Here is a 17,861-nt window from a genome sequence, read left to right as displayed (position 1 = left end):
ACATCGGCGAAGACGAATACAGGCTAAGGGAAATAAAAAATTTGCTCCTTCTTTTTTTAGTCCCTCGATTGTGCAAAAAAACTTAGGCACATTTCGCAACAACAATCTGCTGAATCAATTCAGTGAGTAAAGCATAGTTCTGAGTTTTATGAGAGGTAGTCCGCCAGGCCACACCAATTTCTCGATAAGCATGATCCGTTTTTAGAGGAACTGAGACTAAATCAGTACCTGTAAGAATACCGCTGTTAATTGCAAGATTAGGTAAGAAGGTAATACCAGGCTGATGACTGACCATTTGAATTAAAGTATGTAAACTGGTTGCAAAAAAGTGATTGATTTTTTTGCTTTCTTTTAATTGACAGGCCTGTAATGCATGCCCCGTCAAGCAGTGTTCTTTTTCAAGCAGAAAAATACTACTTTCAGGCAGTTGACTGATTTCTTTGTCAAAACCTTGATGTAACCACGTCTTAGGCAGGACCAGTTTAAAATAATCTTTGCATAATATTTGTGTGTGAAACTCTTGGGTTGGATAGGGCAGCGCCAAAATAACCAGATCAAGTTTACCTTCCCCCAAATAACGCAATACATTGTCTGTGGTGTCCTCTCGAATAAATAAAGCAAGATTCGGATAAGTCTTCTGACACAGATTTTGTAATTCACTGATTATAAAAGGTGCAATAGTAGGGATCACGCCCAGATAAAACTTCCCTTGCATTACTTTTCCTTGATTTTTTGCGTAATCCACTAAGTCGTTGTTCTGTTCAATAATTAATCGGCTACGTCGAACAATTTCCTCTCCTAAGGGTGTAAATAAAAATGTTTTATGATCTCGTTCAAGGAGTTGTGCCCCTAGTGTTTCTTCAAGGTTTGTAATAGCTGCACTTAAAGTTGATTGACTAATAAAACATGCCGCAGCAGCACGCCCGAAATGTTGATGATCGTGGAGTGTAATCAAATAATGCAACTGCTTCATGCTAACTAATTTGCTCATCGTTTTTTCCGATTAAAGTCATCTGTTTTATTCATTTTAAATAATTATACACCATAACTATAATTTAATTGAAACAAACGAACTGAGGAGAATTTTATGTTAACTGTGGGTCAAAAAATTCCGGAATTTTCTGTTGTTGCAGTAAAACCTGGTTTTAATCATCATGAAGAGCATGGTGAGAGCGCTTTTGAAGTAGTTACTGAAAGAAGTTTTCCTGGAAAATGGAAAGTCCTTTTTTTCTATCCTAAAGATTTTACGTTTGTATGCCCAACAGAAATTGTTGAATTTGCAAAATTAAATGGTGAATTTAACGATAGGGACGCAGTGGTCTTGGGCGGAAGTACTGATAATGAATTTGTCAAACTCGCATGGCGAAGAGAGCACAAAGACTTAGATAAGTTAAATCAATACAGTTTTGCTGATGTTCGCGGGAAGTTAACTGATGGATTTGGCATTAGAGAAGAGGAAAGTGGTTGTGCGCTAAGAGCAACGTTTATTATTGACCCAAACAATGTCATTCAACATGTCAGTGTCAATTCTTTAAATGTGGGTCGTAATCCTCAAGAAATATTACGTATTTTGGATGCGTTGCAAACTGACGAATTATGTCCATGTAATCGTCCTATTGGTGGGGAAACGTTATAGTCACAGCAAAATACAGAGGCTCCTGATTTGATGGGGCTTCTGAAAAGGAGAATCCTATGTCTATAGAACAATTGAAACAAGCGATACCTGATTTTGCTAAGGATATTCGTCTTAATGTCAGTAGCTTATTTGGCAATATTCCACAAACAGGGTTAACAGAAACACAATTTTACGGGTCTGCACTGGCTGTTGCGTACACTCTGAAAAATAAGCGCATTATTGATGCGATTAAAACGGAGGGAGGGCTTTACCTTTCTGCTGAATTGGATGATGCTGTAAAAACAGCAGCTGCTTTGATGGCCATGAATAATGTGTATTATCGGGCAATTCATTTGTCGGAAAATAAAGAACTTGCGTCAATGCCGGCCAATTTACGCATGAATGGGATGTTAAATCCTGGAGTACCTAAAGTCGACTTTGAGTTGTTCGCGTTGGCGGTGTCTGCAATTAATGGTTGTGGTATGTGCATCCATTCCCATGTAAGGCAATTGCTGGAACATGAAGTCAATAAAGTCGCGGTGCAATCCGTGCTTAGAATAGCAGCAATTTTAAATGCAGTGTCTTTTGTTCTGTCACAGGATGAAATAAATTAGAGGAGACCCTGTGATATCATTTAATCGCGCATAGACTGGTCATTCCTTCATCCAAATCCATCCTAGGTTGGGCCTTGGCCCAACAAAACTAAGCTCTATTTGGGCGATAAGGAGTTGCAGAAATGTTGGATCTTTATTCCAAACTCGATTCACGGTCGTCCTCACCATTTTTGTTGGATAAAAACGACCAAACCCGAACCGTTTTCTCTCCTTTTAATCTATTTTTCCTTCAAGACATGCATTTAGGCATCTTGCCATCCTTCAGGCTCCAAAGGGATAAGCAGCCATAACAAGATGTAGGCTATAAATGCTGCGCCTCCAAGGAGGAAAAAGACAACAAAAATAATTCTTACCCATACCGGATCTACGCCAAAATAAACGCCTAAACCACCACATATTCCTGCGATTTTTCGATCTTTACGGGAACGCCATAATTTTTTATAAGGTTTATTCATAATTTACCTGTTTAATTTAAAGCGTATTGCTGCTTCTAAGCAACAGATTACGCGCGTGTTAACCACTTTTTCCCTTCCACAAGACGAGCAACCATCATACTGCTTACAATGTTGCATGTCACATTAAGCATAGTCGCCAATGGATCAATGATAATACTAATTGCGGCTATGATTATTAGGACTGAAGGAGGAAATCCATAGGCGCTCAGTATGAGTAATTCACCCAGCATTCCTCCACTGGGAATTGCCCCCATGACGGTACCAACGAGTAATGAAATTCCTAAAGCAGTAAGCAATACACTGGGGCTGGAAAAATTTAAGTGAAAGATTCCAAATAAAAAAGCAATCTTGAACATGCCACCTATTACCGAACCATCTTTATGAATGATAGTACCCAAAGGAATTACTGTTTCATAAATTTCAGGGGCGACTTGCATTTTTTTTGCTGCCATTAAATTGGCGGGAATACTGGCAGCACTGCTGCATGTGGCCAGTGAGGTAACTACAGGGAGAAAAATGCTGCTCCAAAATCGTTTTATACCTTCGGTTTTTCCAGCCAGATAGGCAAATAGCGTATAGACCACAATAAAATAAATGACGCCAAAAGTATAATAAAGAACCCCGACGCGCAGATAGTTAGCCATTAATTGAGGGCCTAGATCATGAACTAAAACCGCGAAGTAGGCAAAAAACCCAATGGGGGCATAATACATAATCAAAGAAAAAACACGCATGAAAATTTCTTCTCCGGCTTGTAAAAAATCAATGAAAATTTTTCCTTTTTCCTTGGCTTTGGATGCGGATACCCCAACTAAAATTGAAAAGAGAATGAGTGCCAAAATATGTTTATGCGACAGCAGCTTGCTAAATTCAGGGACCGTAAAGATCGCCGCAATTTGATTAAAAATATTCACAGCTGAAGTTTTTTCTGGAGCATGAAGCGGTAAAATAACACCCTGGGCTGGGGGGAAAAGGCTGACTACAAAGAGTGCGTACACTGCCGCGACTACACCAGTAAATAGAAAAACAAGGGTCATATATAAAGCGATTTTACCCAGTTTACCCATAGAACCAACCCGTGCAATTGCCGAGGTGATACTAAAAAAAATCAAAGGCACAATGGCGGTAAAAATCAGGTTGAGAAAAATCTCACCAAAGGGTTTTAAGTATGGGGTTATTGACCCCCAAAAGGAGCCTGTCAGGCCACCCAGCAGAATGGCTGCAATTAAAATAATAGGAAAAAAATAGGATCCAAAAGCTTTCTTGGTTGTCATTGGCTCTTGTCCTTAAAAAATTTTAGAAACTGTGGCCATTGTATCTCTTTGATCAGGTGCTACGCTACATCTATGTATCGATGTGCATCTCAGGGGCCTTGATAATTCGCTGGACTTGGGCACAATGAGGTGACTCTAACCTATCTCTTAATTCAGGTACTTATATTTATTTTGGATATAAAATACAATAATTGAACCAATAGTTTTCACCATGTATAATCGAAATCATTTCTAAGGTAATCTACTGATAAGGATCATTATGCCCTCAGTTAATCCTGTTGTTTATAATCAAAAAAATCTCCTATCTTGGCAAGCAGAATTAGCTGCAATTGAGCTGCAAATAACAGAGTACTTGCAATTCATTGAGGAACAGAGGCAACGCCTGAGGTCACTGCAAAATGAGTTGGTTTCTCCACATTCAGTAAGCTATCAGCTTGATGCGAATATGGCTTCTTTTCAGGATATGATGGATTCAAGACCTCGTCATTATGGCAACTATACCGTGGCAACTTTTCCATCGGAACGGAGGGCAAATCGTTTGCAAGAGCAACGGGAAGTGCTCGAAAAACGGATGAAACCTTATGAAGAAGCAATGAATAAAGCACAGGCGAGTATGGCTCCATTGCTTGTTCGCCAAGAGTGGCTACAAAAGCATATTTCCGCTGCCCAGCAATTTTTACAGACGTTGCACGAAAGACCTTTTGAGTCCGTGCAGTCTTTGTTCAATGAAATTTGGGGAACGTTCACTCATTACGAAGATACTCATCCAGGCAATCTGGCTCCACAAGTACGGATTAGCTTGTTTGCCGCTCGATATGGTCTGAATACATTGACTTCCTATGTTGAAGGATATGACCCTGCTTACACGAACTCAGTCCATCGGACTAATTATCTGCGCTTGTGTGGTTTCTTGTGGGATATGTATACCAAGGTAAAACAAGAAAAGAAAGATCCTGAGTTTGAAAAGCTTTTAGGACATCTTGTTGAAAGTACCCATATGGTTCAGCAGGGTGATTTACCCGACCACATGCAAACGGGGTATAGCGCACAAGCTTGGTTTGAAAGCAATAAACAAAATATGCCCGGTTTATTCGCAATCAAAGAGCAGGATTTAACCAACTTAGAAGAGCAAATTTTTAAAAATGGAGTGATTTTTATTACACAAAATAGAATCACTCAGCTGACACCACTGCAAAGGCACATCCTCAATACAGTCAATATAATCGATGCTGAAGTTAAAATGAAAAAGCAAAGGAAAGAAACAATTGACTATCACTTTTACGGACGAGTGGTGTCTCTTTTAAACTCGGCTTTCGTAAATCCTGCGGATCAGCACACTGCAAAATGTCTGGGAGATATTGCTGAATATGCATCAGGAAGCAACTCTGTTGGTAAAAAAGTTTTAGGCGGCCTTCTTATTGCGGCTGGTTGCTTGCTGATTTGTGCCAGTGTTGCTGGTTTTTTTACTACTTTTGGCTCGAGTTCCCTACTCAGTGCGTGGGGAATTGCATTGGGACTTGGTTTGCTCGAAACAGAGCTTGTTTTTGGGGTTGCCTCTTCTTTAGCGGCGGTTACGGGTATTGGATTAACCTTTTTTGCCGGGCCGAAAGCAATTGAATCCGGAGCACCTAAGGGCTTCGCTCAGGAACTAAAGGATATTAAGGAAGAGTTAGAACACTACAATGCCCCACCACCCTATAGTGCTGCGGTATATTAATTAACCCAGGCCCCAGCGCAATTAAATCAGGAAAAGGTTTTTCTCAGGAACTCATTAAGATTAACCAAGTGATTGAGCAGGGCGATGGGCCATCATCCAATTGTGGTGCTGTATTCAATGAAACATCCATTTTCTTCATTGCATCACGTGCCTATCCCTTATACTCTAATAGCTAATGGCAGGAGTTTTTGATTTAAACAGAACTCCTTTCCTCTTTTACTTTCAAGGATGAAATGAAGATGAGGCACAAATATTTCTTTAAAGAGAAGGCATCTACCGAGTCGCATAAGGAAAAAAATCAAGAATGTTTGATTCAAATTCCCTCAGCCAAAGACCTACAGCAGATGCATGGAATGCCGGCTGGCGCTGATGAAGACCAATTCGAGCGTCTAAAGCACATGACCCAGGTGATCGCGACAACGCAATCTAAAAATCCTTCCTTACCAGTTGTTACTACCGATCGGGTGGAGTTACCCGAGCACTGGAATCAATTATTTGCTGCTATGAAAAAAGGAGATGAGAACCGTGCTTTAGTACTTTTTGCTGAGTTTCCTGAAAATGACCAGATTCTTCAAGCGTTATTGGCGGTGCATACATCAAAATATTTGCAGCAAATTATTCGTGATTGCATTCAAGCACAACCCAAAGGATGGAAGCAATTAAACTCGGATATTGTTATTACTCCAGGTACATTTGAAGTGCTAATCAAAGATATTGCGATGACTTTATTCCATTCTAATAAAGTGCATTTTTCTTTTGGCTTACCCACTCATCATGCGTTCGCACATGAAGGTAGTGGTTTTTGTATTCTAAATAAGTCAGCAGTATTTCTGAAGCACATGCAACGAAACACCAAACCACTCAAACATATTATTGTGGGGACTGATGTAAATCGAGACAATGGTTTATGTGATATTTTAATGAATTCTGCCTCAGATCTGGATATCTGTCATATTGATGTTTTTGATTCAAGAGTTTATCCCTACCAAGATGAGGATTATATAACCGAACTATTTAAAAAGAGCGGAAAAGATGAGGGACAGAACATTCAATCATGGCAATGCGGAGGCTTAGACTATTTTGTCGTTAATTTAAGTCGTACAACACGTAAACCAGGTTTAGTACATCCTGCCTTGGTGTTTGTAATCGAGAAAATGGAAGAGCAAATCGAACAAGCCAAAATCAATGATCAGAAAGTGGCTCTATTTTTACCCACGGGTTGGGATTCCCATGAAGAAGAAACCGCTTATTGCGGGAAATATGTTGATGGGTATTTAATGGGCAATACTGAGGCACGGAAAACTCGCTTTAATACAACCGACTTAACCTATTTTTATGAGAGTATTTTTAAGCTATATCGAGAAAATAAAGACCATATTGAAAAGGTATATTGGGGATTGGAAGGAGGCTATGATCGCAAAATGTATGAACAACAAATTGAATTGTTGATGTCCATTGTTTTGAACGATCTAGTCCATCAGGATACCCATCAAATGGGTAAGAGTTCATCCCCCTGAACGGTTGTTTAAACGGCTCCTGATGGTCCTAAAAAAGCCTAGGGTAGGTAATAAAAAGGATTGGGTAATTTAAATACTTTTTGAGCATACCCACCTTTAAGGTCACTGTATTGATCGCCTATCGATGCGACAATGGTATAGCCTTTATCGGTGATTATTTTTCGTGCATGCGATTTAAATGGAATAATCGATTTGGAGGAGTAATTCATAGGACGCAAGTAGAGACCAGACCATCCATCATACCCTGCTTTATGCAAATTAAGCTCTGTCGCTTTACGTTCCGATTCATTTCTTCCAGTTACAAAAAACACGTTGATGCCGTGATTGCGTGCATCACGATATAATTTAAGCATGGGCTTAATTACTGGAGCATTGGCAGCCATTATGTCTTGGTGATATAGCTTATGATTTCCACCAAAATCACGTTCAATCATGGAGTTATAATTAGAGAGACTGGTTTCATCGATGTCTAAAACAAGCGCCAGTTTTTTATGGCTTTTTTGTTTTTGATTTATTTCAGCTTGCTTATCAATATATTTTTGCGCATTTTGAATCACTTGGGTTAACTCTTTTTGATAAAGTCCTGAGTCATGATAATTTTTAAGTTCGTTTTTTACTAAAGTTAGGTTTGGTGGCGTTGAAAAAATAGGATTTGGAAAAAGAAAGGCGATACTAAGAGTGACTATGCTAAGCGATTTATTGAATAAGTGCTTCATTATCCATCCGTTTTCTATTAAATGCGGGAATTATATCGTTGTTCATTTGTTTGTCAAATTAATCCTCAACGCCATCTTATTTCTGCGCAAGCATTCTGTTAATCAGCGGTTCTGTGGATAGCCTGTCCATCCTCAGTTATAATGCCAGCTTATTTTTGTTTAAAACTGCCATACTATGCATTTGAAGCAATTAAAATTAGCCGGTTTTAAGTCTTTTGTTGATCCGACGGTCGTTCATTTTCCTAGCCAGTTGGTTGCAGTGGTTGGACCTAATGGTTGTGGCAAATCAAACATTATTGATGCGGTACGTTGGGTCATGGGGGAAAGCTCTGCAAGAAATTTGCGTGGTGAATCGATGACCGATGTCATTTTTAATGGCTCCTCTAATCGTAAACCAGTAGGTCAGGCCTCTGTTGAACTCGTATTTGATAACAGTCTTGGGCGTCTCACGGGTCCTTTTGCGAGCTATGGTGAAATCGCTGTAAAACGTGTAGTGACTCGGGATGGTGATTCTTCTTATTATTTGAATGGCAGTCGTTGTCGCCGTAAAGACATCACTGATATTTTTCTTGGCACCGGTGCTGGAGCTCGTGGTTATTCAATTATTGGTCAGGGTACTATTTCGCAGCTCATTGAGGCCAGGCCCGAAGATTTAAGGGTATATCTTGAGGAAGCCGCAGGTGTTTCCAAATACAAAGAACGTCGGCGTGAGACCTTGCAACGCATTGATCACACCCGTGAAAATTTGACTCGGGTTGCTGACATTCGAGAGGAATTGGACAAACAATTGCAACGTTTGGAACGGCAAGCCAAAGCGGCTGAACGTTATCTCATTCTCAAAGACGAAGAACAATTGTGCCGAGCAGAAATTTTAGCGCTTAAATGGCATGATTTTATTGTCCAGCAAGAAGTAAAGCAACGTCAAATACAAGAATTAGCAGTGAGTTACGAACAGCAACAAAGCGCGCTTGTCAAGGCTAATAAAGAACGAGTTGAATTGAATGAAACCCTTCATGATGTTGAGGAACAAACGCAGCAAATACAAGCCAGTTTCTATCAATTAGGCACTGAAATCGCTCGTTTGGAAGAAACCATACAGCAGCAAACGCGTGAAAAGAAACGTTTGGAGCAGGATCAACAGCAAATGCAAGATGATTGGCAGATTGCTGAAGAACAACTCAAAAACGATAAAGAGGCGTTGCTGGAATGTCAGCAGAATGCGCACGATCTCGAAAAGCGACTTGAACAATTAAGGGCTCAATTTAAAGAACTGGAAGTGGATTGGCAAGATACCCAAACGCAACAGGCAGAATGGGATCTGCATTGGCAGGAAGTCCAAACTCAAACAAGCAATTTGAAAAGAGAGTTCCAGGTGACTGAGGTTAGTGCGCACCATTTGGAAGAAAAATATCAACAAACACTTTTAAGATTAGAAAAGCTTCAATTAGAGCAAGAAACTATTTCAGTAACGGATTTACAACAGACTCGAAATAACTTAGAAGAACAGCGCATTAAATTAATTGCCGATCACGAGTTTGATGTGTTGCAACTCAAACAAAGCCAGGAAAACACAGAACAATTACGTGGCAAATTGCAGAATATCGAGCAGCAGCTGCATGTGTTGCAGGATGATTTCCATCATGCAAACAGCGAATATGCCGCATTAATGGCCGCGCAACGGGCAGCGCGCCAAGGAATGCAACGCAGCAAAAATGTAATTAAAGAATGGTCAGACAAACCTCGATTGATGGATATTCTACAAGTCGAAACTCAATGGCAATCTGCTTGTGAACGGGTACTCAATGAAGCATTACATGCGTATGTTCTGGAATCTTTTGAAGAATTATGGCCGCAGCGCGCCATTTGTGAGCGACAAGGCGAAAATATAGTTACCCTCCGAAACATCAATCTTAAACCCGGTTCTTATCCTCGTCTTATTGATAAGATTAAAGGAACCATTCCAGCACATGCCTATCCATTGGAACATATCTACGCTGCGGAACATTTTGATGAAGCATTAAGTTGGTTGCCAGCGTTGGCGGTGCATGAATCGATTATAACGCCCGATGGTTTTTGGTTAGGCCAAGGATGGGTGAAATTTGTGGCTCCAGAGACTCAGGATGAGTTGGGTTTGTTGGCACGACAACAAAAAATTACTGAACTGGCTGCTGTTGTTCAGGAGCTACAAGAGAAAATTGAGGTCATCAGGACGGAACGTGATGATACCCATCAGCAGTTACAAAAAAGTTTAAAAGACATTGAATTACATCAGTTGAATGTCAACGCCAGTAATGACGCATTAAGAACTAATAGTGTGGCATTGAGTGCCAACGAGCAAACGATTCAGCAGGCTGAAAAACAAGCAACAGCTTTAGCGTTCGAATGTGATGAATTGAAACTTACTTTGGAAGATACAGCAGCAGAACAATGTACCATAAATGAGAAATTACATGCTTTAGAAGAGCAATGCCAAGTATATGAGCAGCAACAGGAACGCTGCCTGCAAGAAAAGCAAAACTGGGTGCACGCGTTGGCAGCAAAAAATAAGCAGTTGGAAGAGTCGCGAGTTGTACTGCATCATGCGGAACTGGAATACGATCGAGAAAAAAATAAAATACAACAACTCAATGAGCGGATTCAGCGAGAACAAGAACGTTTAAATGTTTTGCAAGAGCGTTTGGAACATATCGCAATGCTTTGTTTGCAAACAGAAGGTCCCGGAGAGGAACTCAAAGAGCAACTGGCCCAACAATTGCAAAAACAGGGTGAAATAGAATTGCAGCTCACTTTGAGTAGAGAACAATTATCACAGCTGAGAATAGCGCTTGAAGAGTGCGAGAAAAATATTTTAAACTGTGATTTTGAGGTCAAGCGTATCCAAGAGCAAATAAGCAATACCCGCATGGAAGAACAGGCTTTGGCGGTACGCGCCAGCTCAGTACAAGAATCCCTTGATGAGTCGGGCTTGCAGGCACAAGCATTACTTGAGCAAATACCTCCAGGTGTCACTCAGGCGATGCGTGAAGATGAATTAATTGCTCTTTCTGAAAAAATTAAACGTTTGGGAGCTATTAACTTAGCTGCAATTGAAGAGTTTACTACGGAACAGCAACGAAAAGTATATCTGGATGAACAGTATGATGATTTAACTCAGGCATTGGCTACTTTGGAAACGGCCATTGAAAAAATGGATAAAGAAACCCGTTTACGTCTGGAAAATACGTTCAACGAAGTCAATTCTTCATTTAAGGCACTTTTCCCACGTTTGTTCGGCGGTGGAAGAGCGCAGCTCGAATTGACTTGTGATAATCTGTTGGAAGCTGGTATTGTAGTAATGGCACAACCCCCGGGAAAACGAAACAGTACCATTCATTTGTTATCCGGAGGAGAGAAGGCAATGACTGCAGTAGCATTAGTTTTTGCTATTTTTCAGTTAAACCCTTCACCATTTTGTATGCTAGATGAAGTGGATGCACCTTTAGATGATGTAAATGTGGGGCGTTTTTGCGCTTTGGTGAAAGAAATGTCACAATTCGTACAGTTTCTCTTTATTACACATAATAAAGTTACAATGGAATTAGCAGATCATTTGATTGGGGTAACTATGCGTGAACCTGGAGTGTCTCGCTTGGTTGCGGTTGATGTAACACAAGCTTTGGCTATGGAGTAAATGATGCAGGCAAATTGGAGCTTAATTCTTAATGTCCTGTTGTTGATCGGCGTTATTGCAGCAATTGGGCGCTTAATGAAAGCTCGAAGACAGAGCTTAAATCCAGAACGTTATCAACCTAGTCCGGGAACATCGGGAAAAAGTTCAGATAACACACAGAATTATAATGATGACATTATTGCAGTCCGCAAAATCAATGCCATGGACTTCAATAAGGAGATGGCCGTCGATAATGAGGTACAATTAATTAAAACAAATGCGGCAAAAACCTCTCAACCACGTCTGATGCCTCTGGATGATGAAGAGCAAATTGAATTAAAGGTTGAGATGAAGCCGAAATCCGCACCAAAAATCGAGGTAGAGTCTTCGATAAAAATGGATACTCCAACGACCTTAATGATGTTTTTACTTGCAAAAGAAAACAGGCAATTTGCCGGATATGAGTTATTACAAACTGTTTTGGCGGCTGGGTTACGTTTTGGTGAGGGGAGTTTATTCCATCGTCATCAATTTCCCAACGGCCAAGGCCCAGTTTTGTGCAGTTTAGCTGCTGCAACTGCGACCGGAGTTTTTGATTTGCAAAATATTGGAGCTTTTAGTGTGCGTGGCCTTTGTTTATACATGCACTCGTCAAAAAATCCTGGAATCGATATCGAACGATTTGCGGTTATGCTGGAAACTGCACGCCAATTAAGCGAAGGCTTAGATGCTCATCTACTCGATGATCAGCGAAAGCCATTAACGGAAGAGCGTATTGCTCGTTATCATCGTCTGCTGCACATTAATCCGTCTCATATTGAGTCCGCTACTGTATAAATGTATCGATAATGGAGCAGTATACTGCTCCTCGTTCTCTGAGCATCGCCAGGGATCGCCACAATACAGCCATGTATTGATGGGAGATTCCTTGCAATGCTCGGGATGACCACAAAAAATTTTCCTGTTCCGCTGCCCTGAACACAGGCTTTAATCTATGTAGAAAAAGAACTCAGACTACTTTTACTGTGGTTACCCACTTGAACTCTACGCTCAAGTGTTAGTACACTAGACTTTTAGCCAAGCCTTTATATTATGAACCTAAACACTGTTGCTGCATTACTTGCCCAACCCTGTCAGATCAATGCTGAACTTACTGCTATTTGTACTGATAGTCGTGAACTAAAACCAGGAAGTTTATTTATTGCCATAAGGGGTGAACGTTTTGACGGGCATGATTTCATAAAGGATGCGGAAGCGCGCGGTGCAGTAGCTGCGGTAGTTAATTATGTTGTAGAAGGCGTGCACATACCACAATTTGTTGTTCCGGATCCAATCCAAGCTTTGGCTAAAATAGCAGCGGCTCATCGACAGGATATTCATTGCCCGGTTATTGCGTTGACTGGATCCAATGGGAAAACCACAACCAAAGAAATGATCGCTTCTATTTTACCTTATCCTTCTCATGCTACTCGAGGGAACTTCAATAATCATATTGGTGCACCATTAAGCGTTCTACAACTGAATAACCAACATAAATACGCAGTTTTTGAATTAGGTGCAAATCATCCTGGTGAAATCGCACATACTGTTGCCATTGTTCATCCTGATGTGACATTAATTAATAACATTGCCCCAGCACATGTAGAAGGTTTTGGTTCTATTGATGGTGTTGCTCGTGCTAAAGGAGAAATACATCAAGGTCTGTCTCTTGCTGGTGTAGCGGTCGTGAATGATGATGATGCCTATGCCCATTTTTGGGATGAGATATTGCTTGACAAAAAAGTACTGCGTTTTTCGTTAGATCATACTGCTGATGTCTATGCGCAAGATGTGCAACTCGATGCCTTAGGTTGTGGGCATTTTTCTTTGATCATACCTAATGGACGATCAGATATTCATTTAAAAGTTCCTGGCCTGCATAATGTTCGTAATGCTCTAGCTGCTGCAGCCTGTTGCCATGCTGTAGGTATCTCCATAAAAGAAATTCAACAGGGATTGAATCGATTTGTTGGGGTAAAAGGACGCTTGACAGTCCTAGAAGGGAAAAATCAATCCATTGTGATCGATGACACTTATAATGCAAATTTACGCTCTGTCTTAGCTGCTTTAGAGGTATTAGCAGAACGCCCAGGGAAAAAGATTTTCGTTTTTGGGGATATGGGTGAGTTGGGTACTTGGGCCACGCAGCATCATCAGGAAGTCGGATTTGCAGCGCGTCGGTTGGGTATTAATCAACTACTCAGCTGTGGTTCTCACAGCAAATTAGCTGCTGAATCATTCGGGGTTGGCGGTGAGCATTTTGATACCAAAGAACAATTAATACAAAGCCTAGTCGAGCAGTTATCACCAGATACAGTTGTTTTAGTAAAAGGGTCCCGATCCAGTGCCATGGAAAAGATTGTGCAGCAACTGATATAGGTTGAATGATCGTGTGATGCCTGACTCGCTTGACACCAAGTAATTAGGCTAAAGAATCCAAGAAATTTTTTTTATATGATGCTGAATGGTATGTAGGTTTATGGTATGCTTGGCCGCTTTTTTGGCCCATTATCCTGTTGGGCGTTACTTAACACAAAACCCATAGGGGCCTGTTTATAATTCTACGGCTTGTCTGGCTTTACGCCAGTCGAATTGTAAGCAAACTTTGATTGGGGTTAACAAGAGGAACAATTATGCTCTACTGGCTAACGCAGCTATTCCAAGGACAGTATCATGCGTTAAGAGTTTTTCAGTACCTAACTTTTAGATCGATTTTAGCTTCATTAACTGCCCTTATTGTGGGGTTAGTTTGTGGTCCTTTGATGATTCGCTGGTTACGTAGTTTGCAGATTGGTCAGATGGTAAGGGATGATGGCCCTCAAACTCATTTATCAAAAGCAGGCACTCCAACCATGGGAGGGGTCTTAATTCTCTTGGCAATAACCGTGAGCTGTTTACTTTGGGGGGATTTACAACAGTCCAGCTTATGGCTTGTTCTTTTAGTGACTCTCGCAAATGGAGTAGTTGGATGGGTTGATGATTACCGCAAATTAGTATTAAAAAACAGTAAGGGACTACCTGCCCGGTGGAAATATTTTTGGCAGTCAGTGATCGCGCTGATTGCGGTAATTTATTTATACATGCATGCTAGCTTACCGGTTCATACTCAATTGACAGTACCTTTTTTTAAATCCTTAACTATAGGTTTGGGGATCCTCTTTCCTCTTCTGGGTTATTTCGTTATTGTGGGCAGTTCCAATGCAGTGAACTTGACCGATGGTCTAGATGGTTTAGCGATTATGCCTATAGTCATGGTTGCTGGTGCCTTGGGTATTTTTGCATATGCTTCCAGTAACTCAGTCTATGCACCTTACCTTGGAATACCCTATGTTCCTAATACAGGGGAATTAACTATTTTTTGCTCCTCAATTGTTGGCGCAGGCCTTGGCTTTCTTTGGTACAATAGTTACCCCGCACAGGTATTCATGGGGGATGTAGGCTCTTTAGCTTTAGGGGCTGCTTTGGGTATTGTTGCAGTAGTTATCCGAGAAGAATTGGTTTTATTAATGATGGGCGGCTTATTTGTTATTGAGACGATTTCTGTTATTTTACAGGTAGGGTATTTTAAATACACCCATGGTAAACGTTTATTCCGAATGGCACCCTTACATCATCATTTTGAATTAAAAGGATGGTCAGAGCCTAAGATAATTGTCAGATTCTGGATTATCACGGTTGTTTTTGTGTTATGCGGGTTAGCTACTTTAAAACTTCGATAAAAGGATACACTTATGAATCCTCCTTTGTATTTAGTTGCAGGTTTGGGTAAAACAGGAGTATCGGTAGCACGATATTTGCGCAAAAAAAATAAGGCTTTTATTGCTTTTGATACCCGTGCTCAAGTTCCAACTGTCGCTGAGTTTACAAAAGAGTTTCCAGATGTCCGAGTTTATACGCAACATATTCCTGATGAAATCCTTGCCGAGCTGACCGATATTATCGCAAGTCCAGGCCTACCGTTAGATACCCCTTTTTTAAAAAAAGCCATACAGATGGGGGTGGATGTATATGGTGATATTGAATGTTTGGCTCGAGAGGTTCAAGCTCCGGTAATCGCAATTACAGGGACTAATGGAAAATCCACAGTGACTACTCTAGTAGGCGAAATGGCGAAGGCCGCAGGGTATAAGGTTGCTGTAGCCGGAAATATAGGAACCCCTGTTCTTGATATGCTTGATGATGAGCATCATTATGATTTATGGGTTTTAGAATTATCTAGCTTTCAATTAGACTTAACTTATTCGTTGGCGCCGATTGCTGCAACTATTCTGAATGTGAGTCCTGACCATTTAGATCGCCATCATACTATGGATGCTTATGTGCAAGCCAAACAACGAGCCTATCGTCAAGCACAGGTTGCACTATTCAATCGTGATGATCCTTATACCGTGCCAACTAATGAAGTGAACCGTATTTCTTTTGGTGTTGATGTTCCTGAAAAAAACAATTGGGGTTTGATCACTCAAGAAGATAAAATATACTTGGCAAAAGGTGATACCCGCATGTTGGCTGTCGACTCTATATTGATCAAAGGAGTTCACAATTGGCTTAATGCGCTCGCGGCTTCAGCTTTGGCGGATGCGGCAGGTATTTCGCAGCAACACATTGCGAGCGTATTGACCTCATTTGCGGGCTTACCACACCGTTGCCAATGGGTACGAACTCTTGATGGAGTGGATTGGATTAATGATTCAAAAGGGACAAACATTGGTGCAACCATCTCCGCAATTAATGGAATAGGAGGTTCTATGCAAGGAAAAATTGTACTTATTGCAGGTGGGCAAGGAAAGGGGGCTGATTTCAGCGAATTGGCTAACCCTATAGCGGATTATGTACGCTCCATTATTTTAATTGGTGAAGACGCAGATAAGATAGAGGCTGCTCTGGCGAATGTAGTTCCGATCGCACGTGCTTCTTCATTGGATAATGCGGTAGAGGTAGCCAAATCAAAGGCAAAACCAGGTGATGTTGTTTTGTTGTCGCCAGCGTGTGCTAGTTTGGATATGTTCCGTGATTTTAATCACCGCGGAGAAACGTTTGCTGCTTTAGTGAATGGATTATAAGCGATGCGGCCTAGACATGTAAATCAAAGGGGAAAACCTGTCAGTCGGCCCATTTCACTTTATGATAAATGGCTAATTAGCGTAGTTATTGGTTTGCTCATCATTGGGTTGATGATGGTTGCTTCCAGTTCGGTCATGATCTCTACTAAATATTTTCATCAACCATTCCATTTCTTAATCCGCCAAGCATGTTATTTATTTGCTGGTTTAATGATTGCCTTGATTGTGATCAGGACAGACAGCAGCGTTTGGGAGCGTATCAGCATGCCAATGCTGTTAATTTGCCTGTTGATGTTGCTTATTGTACTAATTCCAGGAATAGGTCGTTCAGTCAATGGAAGCCGTCGATGGTTAGCTTTGGGCCCGATAGGCATTCAAGTATCCGAACTTGCAAAACTGACTATGATTTTTTATCTCTCTGGATATTTAGTACGCCAGCAAAAAGCCGTCAGTAGCAGCATCTTGGGTTTCATTAAACCTATGGTGATTCTAGGAGTGGTCTCCTTTTTGTTATTACTTGAGCCTGATTTTGGTGCTACAGTGGTAATTTCGGGCACAGTTATGGCCATGCTCTTTTTAGCTGGCGTAAAATTACGCTATTATATAGGCTTAATGTGTGTTGTTATGGTCGCACTTGCCTTTTTGGCGGTTTCATCTCCTTATCGAGTGGCTCGCTTAACCGCGTTTTTAGATCCTTGGGCAGATCAGTATAATAGCGGTTATCAACTCACTCAGTCTTTGATTGCATTTGGACGAGGAGGCTGGTTTGGTGCCGGTTTGGGAGAGAGTATTCAGAAATTATTATATTTACCCGAAGCGCATACAGACTTCCTATTCGCTGTTTTAGCTGAAGAGTTGGGCTTAATCGGTATTTTAATGGTTATGGTTTTATACACCATATTAGTCATTAGAGGTTTGACTATTGCATACAATGCCCATGAACAAGAAAGATTATTTGCTTCGTATACTGCTTATGGTTTAACTTTTTGGTTAGGGCTGCAAGCCGCTATTAACATGGGCGTTAACTCGGGTCTACTACCCACAAAAGGGTTAACTTTACCATTAATGAGTTATGGCGGAGCAAGTATGGTTATCAATTGTGTTGTAATTGCGTTATTATTGCGCATCGATCATGAAAATCGTTGGCAAGCTTTGGGATTAGGGCCTGTATCGAAATAAACCTTACAGTGAGCAACCTCAGC

The 17,861-nt window shown here is 40.9% G+C and carries 14 protein-coding genes; 10 read left to right on the top strand and 4 right to left on the bottom strand.

The window, feature by feature from the left end; all coding sequences use genetic code 11:
- Window positions 1-82: 82 nt before the first annotated feature.
- Window positions 83-991, bottom strand: coding sequence for a hydrogen peroxide-inducible genes activator (locus tag OQJ13_RS05790; protein ID WP_265709829.1), 909 nt, complete (start codon window positions 989-991; stop codon window positions 83-85).
- A gap of 96 nt (window positions 992-1,087) precedes the next feature.
- Between OQJ13_RS05790 and OQJ13_RS05785 the strand changes: the two genes are divergently transcribed.
- Complete coding sequence (locus tag OQJ13_RS05785) at window positions 1,088-1,636, top strand: peroxiredoxin (protein ID WP_265709828.1); 549 nt, start codon at window positions 1,088-1,090, stop codon at window positions 1,634-1,636.
- A gap of 56 nt (window positions 1,637-1,692) precedes the next feature.
- On the top strand, window positions 1,693-2,229 hold the full coding sequence (locus OQJ13_RS05780; RefSeq protein WP_265709826.1) for a carboxymuconolactone decarboxylase family protein: 537 nt from the start codon (window positions 1,693-1,695) through the stop codon (window positions 2,227-2,229).
- 242 nt (window positions 2,230-2,471) lie between these two features.
- Here OQJ13_RS05780 and OQJ13_RS05775 read toward each other — a convergent pair whose 3' ends face one another.
- Together OQJ13_RS05775 and OQJ13_RS05770 are read right to left on the bottom strand one after the other, a co-directional pair.
- Window positions 2,472-2,684 carry a PspC domain-containing protein gene (locus OQJ13_RS05775; RefSeq protein WP_028380944.1) on the bottom strand — a complete coding sequence of 71 codons (213 nt, stop codon included), beginning with the start codon at window positions 2,682-2,684 and terminating at the stop codon, window positions 2,472-2,474.
- A gap of 47 nt (window positions 2,685-2,731) precedes the next feature.
- Complete coding sequence (locus OQJ13_RS05770) at window positions 2,732-3,958, bottom strand: dicarboxylate/amino acid:cation symporter (RefSeq protein WP_265709823.1); 1,227 nt, start codon at window positions 3,956-3,958, stop codon at window positions 2,732-2,734.
- Between the two features lie 259 nt (window positions 3,959-4,217).
- Here OQJ13_RS05770 and OQJ13_RS05765 point away from each other — a divergent pair, with 259 nt between their 5' ends.
- Together OQJ13_RS05765 and OQJ13_RS05760 are read left to right on the top strand one after the other, a co-directional pair.
- On the top strand, window positions 4,218-5,675 hold the full coding sequence (locus OQJ13_RS05765) for a hypothetical protein (protein ID WP_265709822.1): 1,458 nt from the start codon (window positions 4,218-4,220) through the stop codon (window positions 5,673-5,675).
- Between the two features lie 239 nt (window positions 5,676-5,914).
- Window positions 5,915-7,192 carry an acetylpolyamine aminohydrolase gene (locus OQJ13_RS05760; RefSeq protein WP_265709820.1) on the top strand — a complete coding sequence of 426 codons (1,278 nt, stop codon included), beginning with the start codon at window positions 5,915-5,917 and terminating at the stop codon, window positions 7,190-7,192.
- Window positions 7,193-7,230: 38 nt separating this feature from the next.
- Here the strand turns inward: OQJ13_RS05760 and OQJ13_RS05755 are convergent, their stop codons facing one another.
- The gene (locus tag OQJ13_RS05755; RefSeq protein WP_265709819.1) at window positions 7,231-7,908 is read right to left on the bottom strand and encodes an HAD family acid phosphatase; all 678 of its coding nucleotides are present in this window, start codon (window positions 7,906-7,908) and stop codon (window positions 7,231-7,233) included.
- Window positions 7,909-8,083: 175 nt separating this feature from the next.
- Between OQJ13_RS05755 and smc the strand changes: the two genes are divergently transcribed.
- The 6 genes from smc (at window position 8,084) to ftsW (ending at window position 17,838) form a co-directional block, all read left to right on the top strand.
- Window positions 8,084-11,578: a chromosome segregation protein SMC gene (smc, locus tag OQJ13_RS05750; RefSeq protein WP_265709818.1), complete on the top strand. Its 3,495-nt coding sequence runs from the start codon at window positions 8,084-8,086 to the stop codon at window positions 11,576-11,578.
- 3 nt (window positions 11,579-11,581) lie between these two features.
- Window positions 11,582-12,394 (top strand): cell division protein ZipA C-terminal FtsZ-binding domain-containing protein, encoded by an 813-nt coding sequence (locus OQJ13_RS05745; protein WP_265711895.1) that lies wholly within the window; start codon window positions 11,582-11,584, stop codon window positions 12,392-12,394.
- Window positions 12,395-12,649: 255 nt separating this feature from the next.
- Window positions 12,650-13,975 carry a UDP-N-acetylmuramoyl-tripeptide--D-alanyl-D-alanine ligase gene (locus tag OQJ13_RS05740; RefSeq protein ID WP_265709816.1) on the top strand — a complete coding sequence of 442 codons (1,326 nt, stop codon included), beginning with the start codon at window positions 12,650-12,652 and terminating at the stop codon, window positions 13,973-13,975.
- A gap of 254 nt (window positions 13,976-14,229) precedes the next feature.
- Window positions 14,230-15,315: a phospho-N-acetylmuramoyl-pentapeptide-transferase gene (gene mraY / locus OQJ13_RS05735; RefSeq protein WP_265709814.1), complete on the top strand. Its 1,086-nt coding sequence runs from the start codon at window positions 14,230-14,232 to the stop codon at window positions 15,313-15,315.
- A 12-nt stretch (window positions 15,316-15,327) separates the two neighbouring features.
- Complete coding sequence (gene murD, locus OQJ13_RS05730; protein ID WP_265709812.1) at window positions 15,328-16,659, top strand: UDP-N-acetylmuramoyl-L-alanine--D-glutamate ligase; 1,332 nt, start codon at window positions 15,328-15,330, stop codon at window positions 16,657-16,659.
- A gap of 3 nt (window positions 16,660-16,662) precedes the next feature.
- Entirely contained in the window at window positions 16,663-17,838 is a 1,176-nt protein-coding gene (gene ftsW / locus OQJ13_RS05725) for a putative lipid II flippase FtsW (RefSeq protein WP_265709811.1), read from the top strand.
- Window positions 17,839-17,861 lie beyond the last annotated feature (23 nt).

Origin of the sequence: Legionella sp. PATHC035 (assembly GCF_026191115.1) — a bacterium.
Classification (GTDB): domain Bacteria; phylum Pseudomonadota; class Gammaproteobacteria; order Legionellales; family Legionellaceae; genus Legionella.
This window is presented reverse-complemented; position numbering and strand designations above follow the sequence as displayed.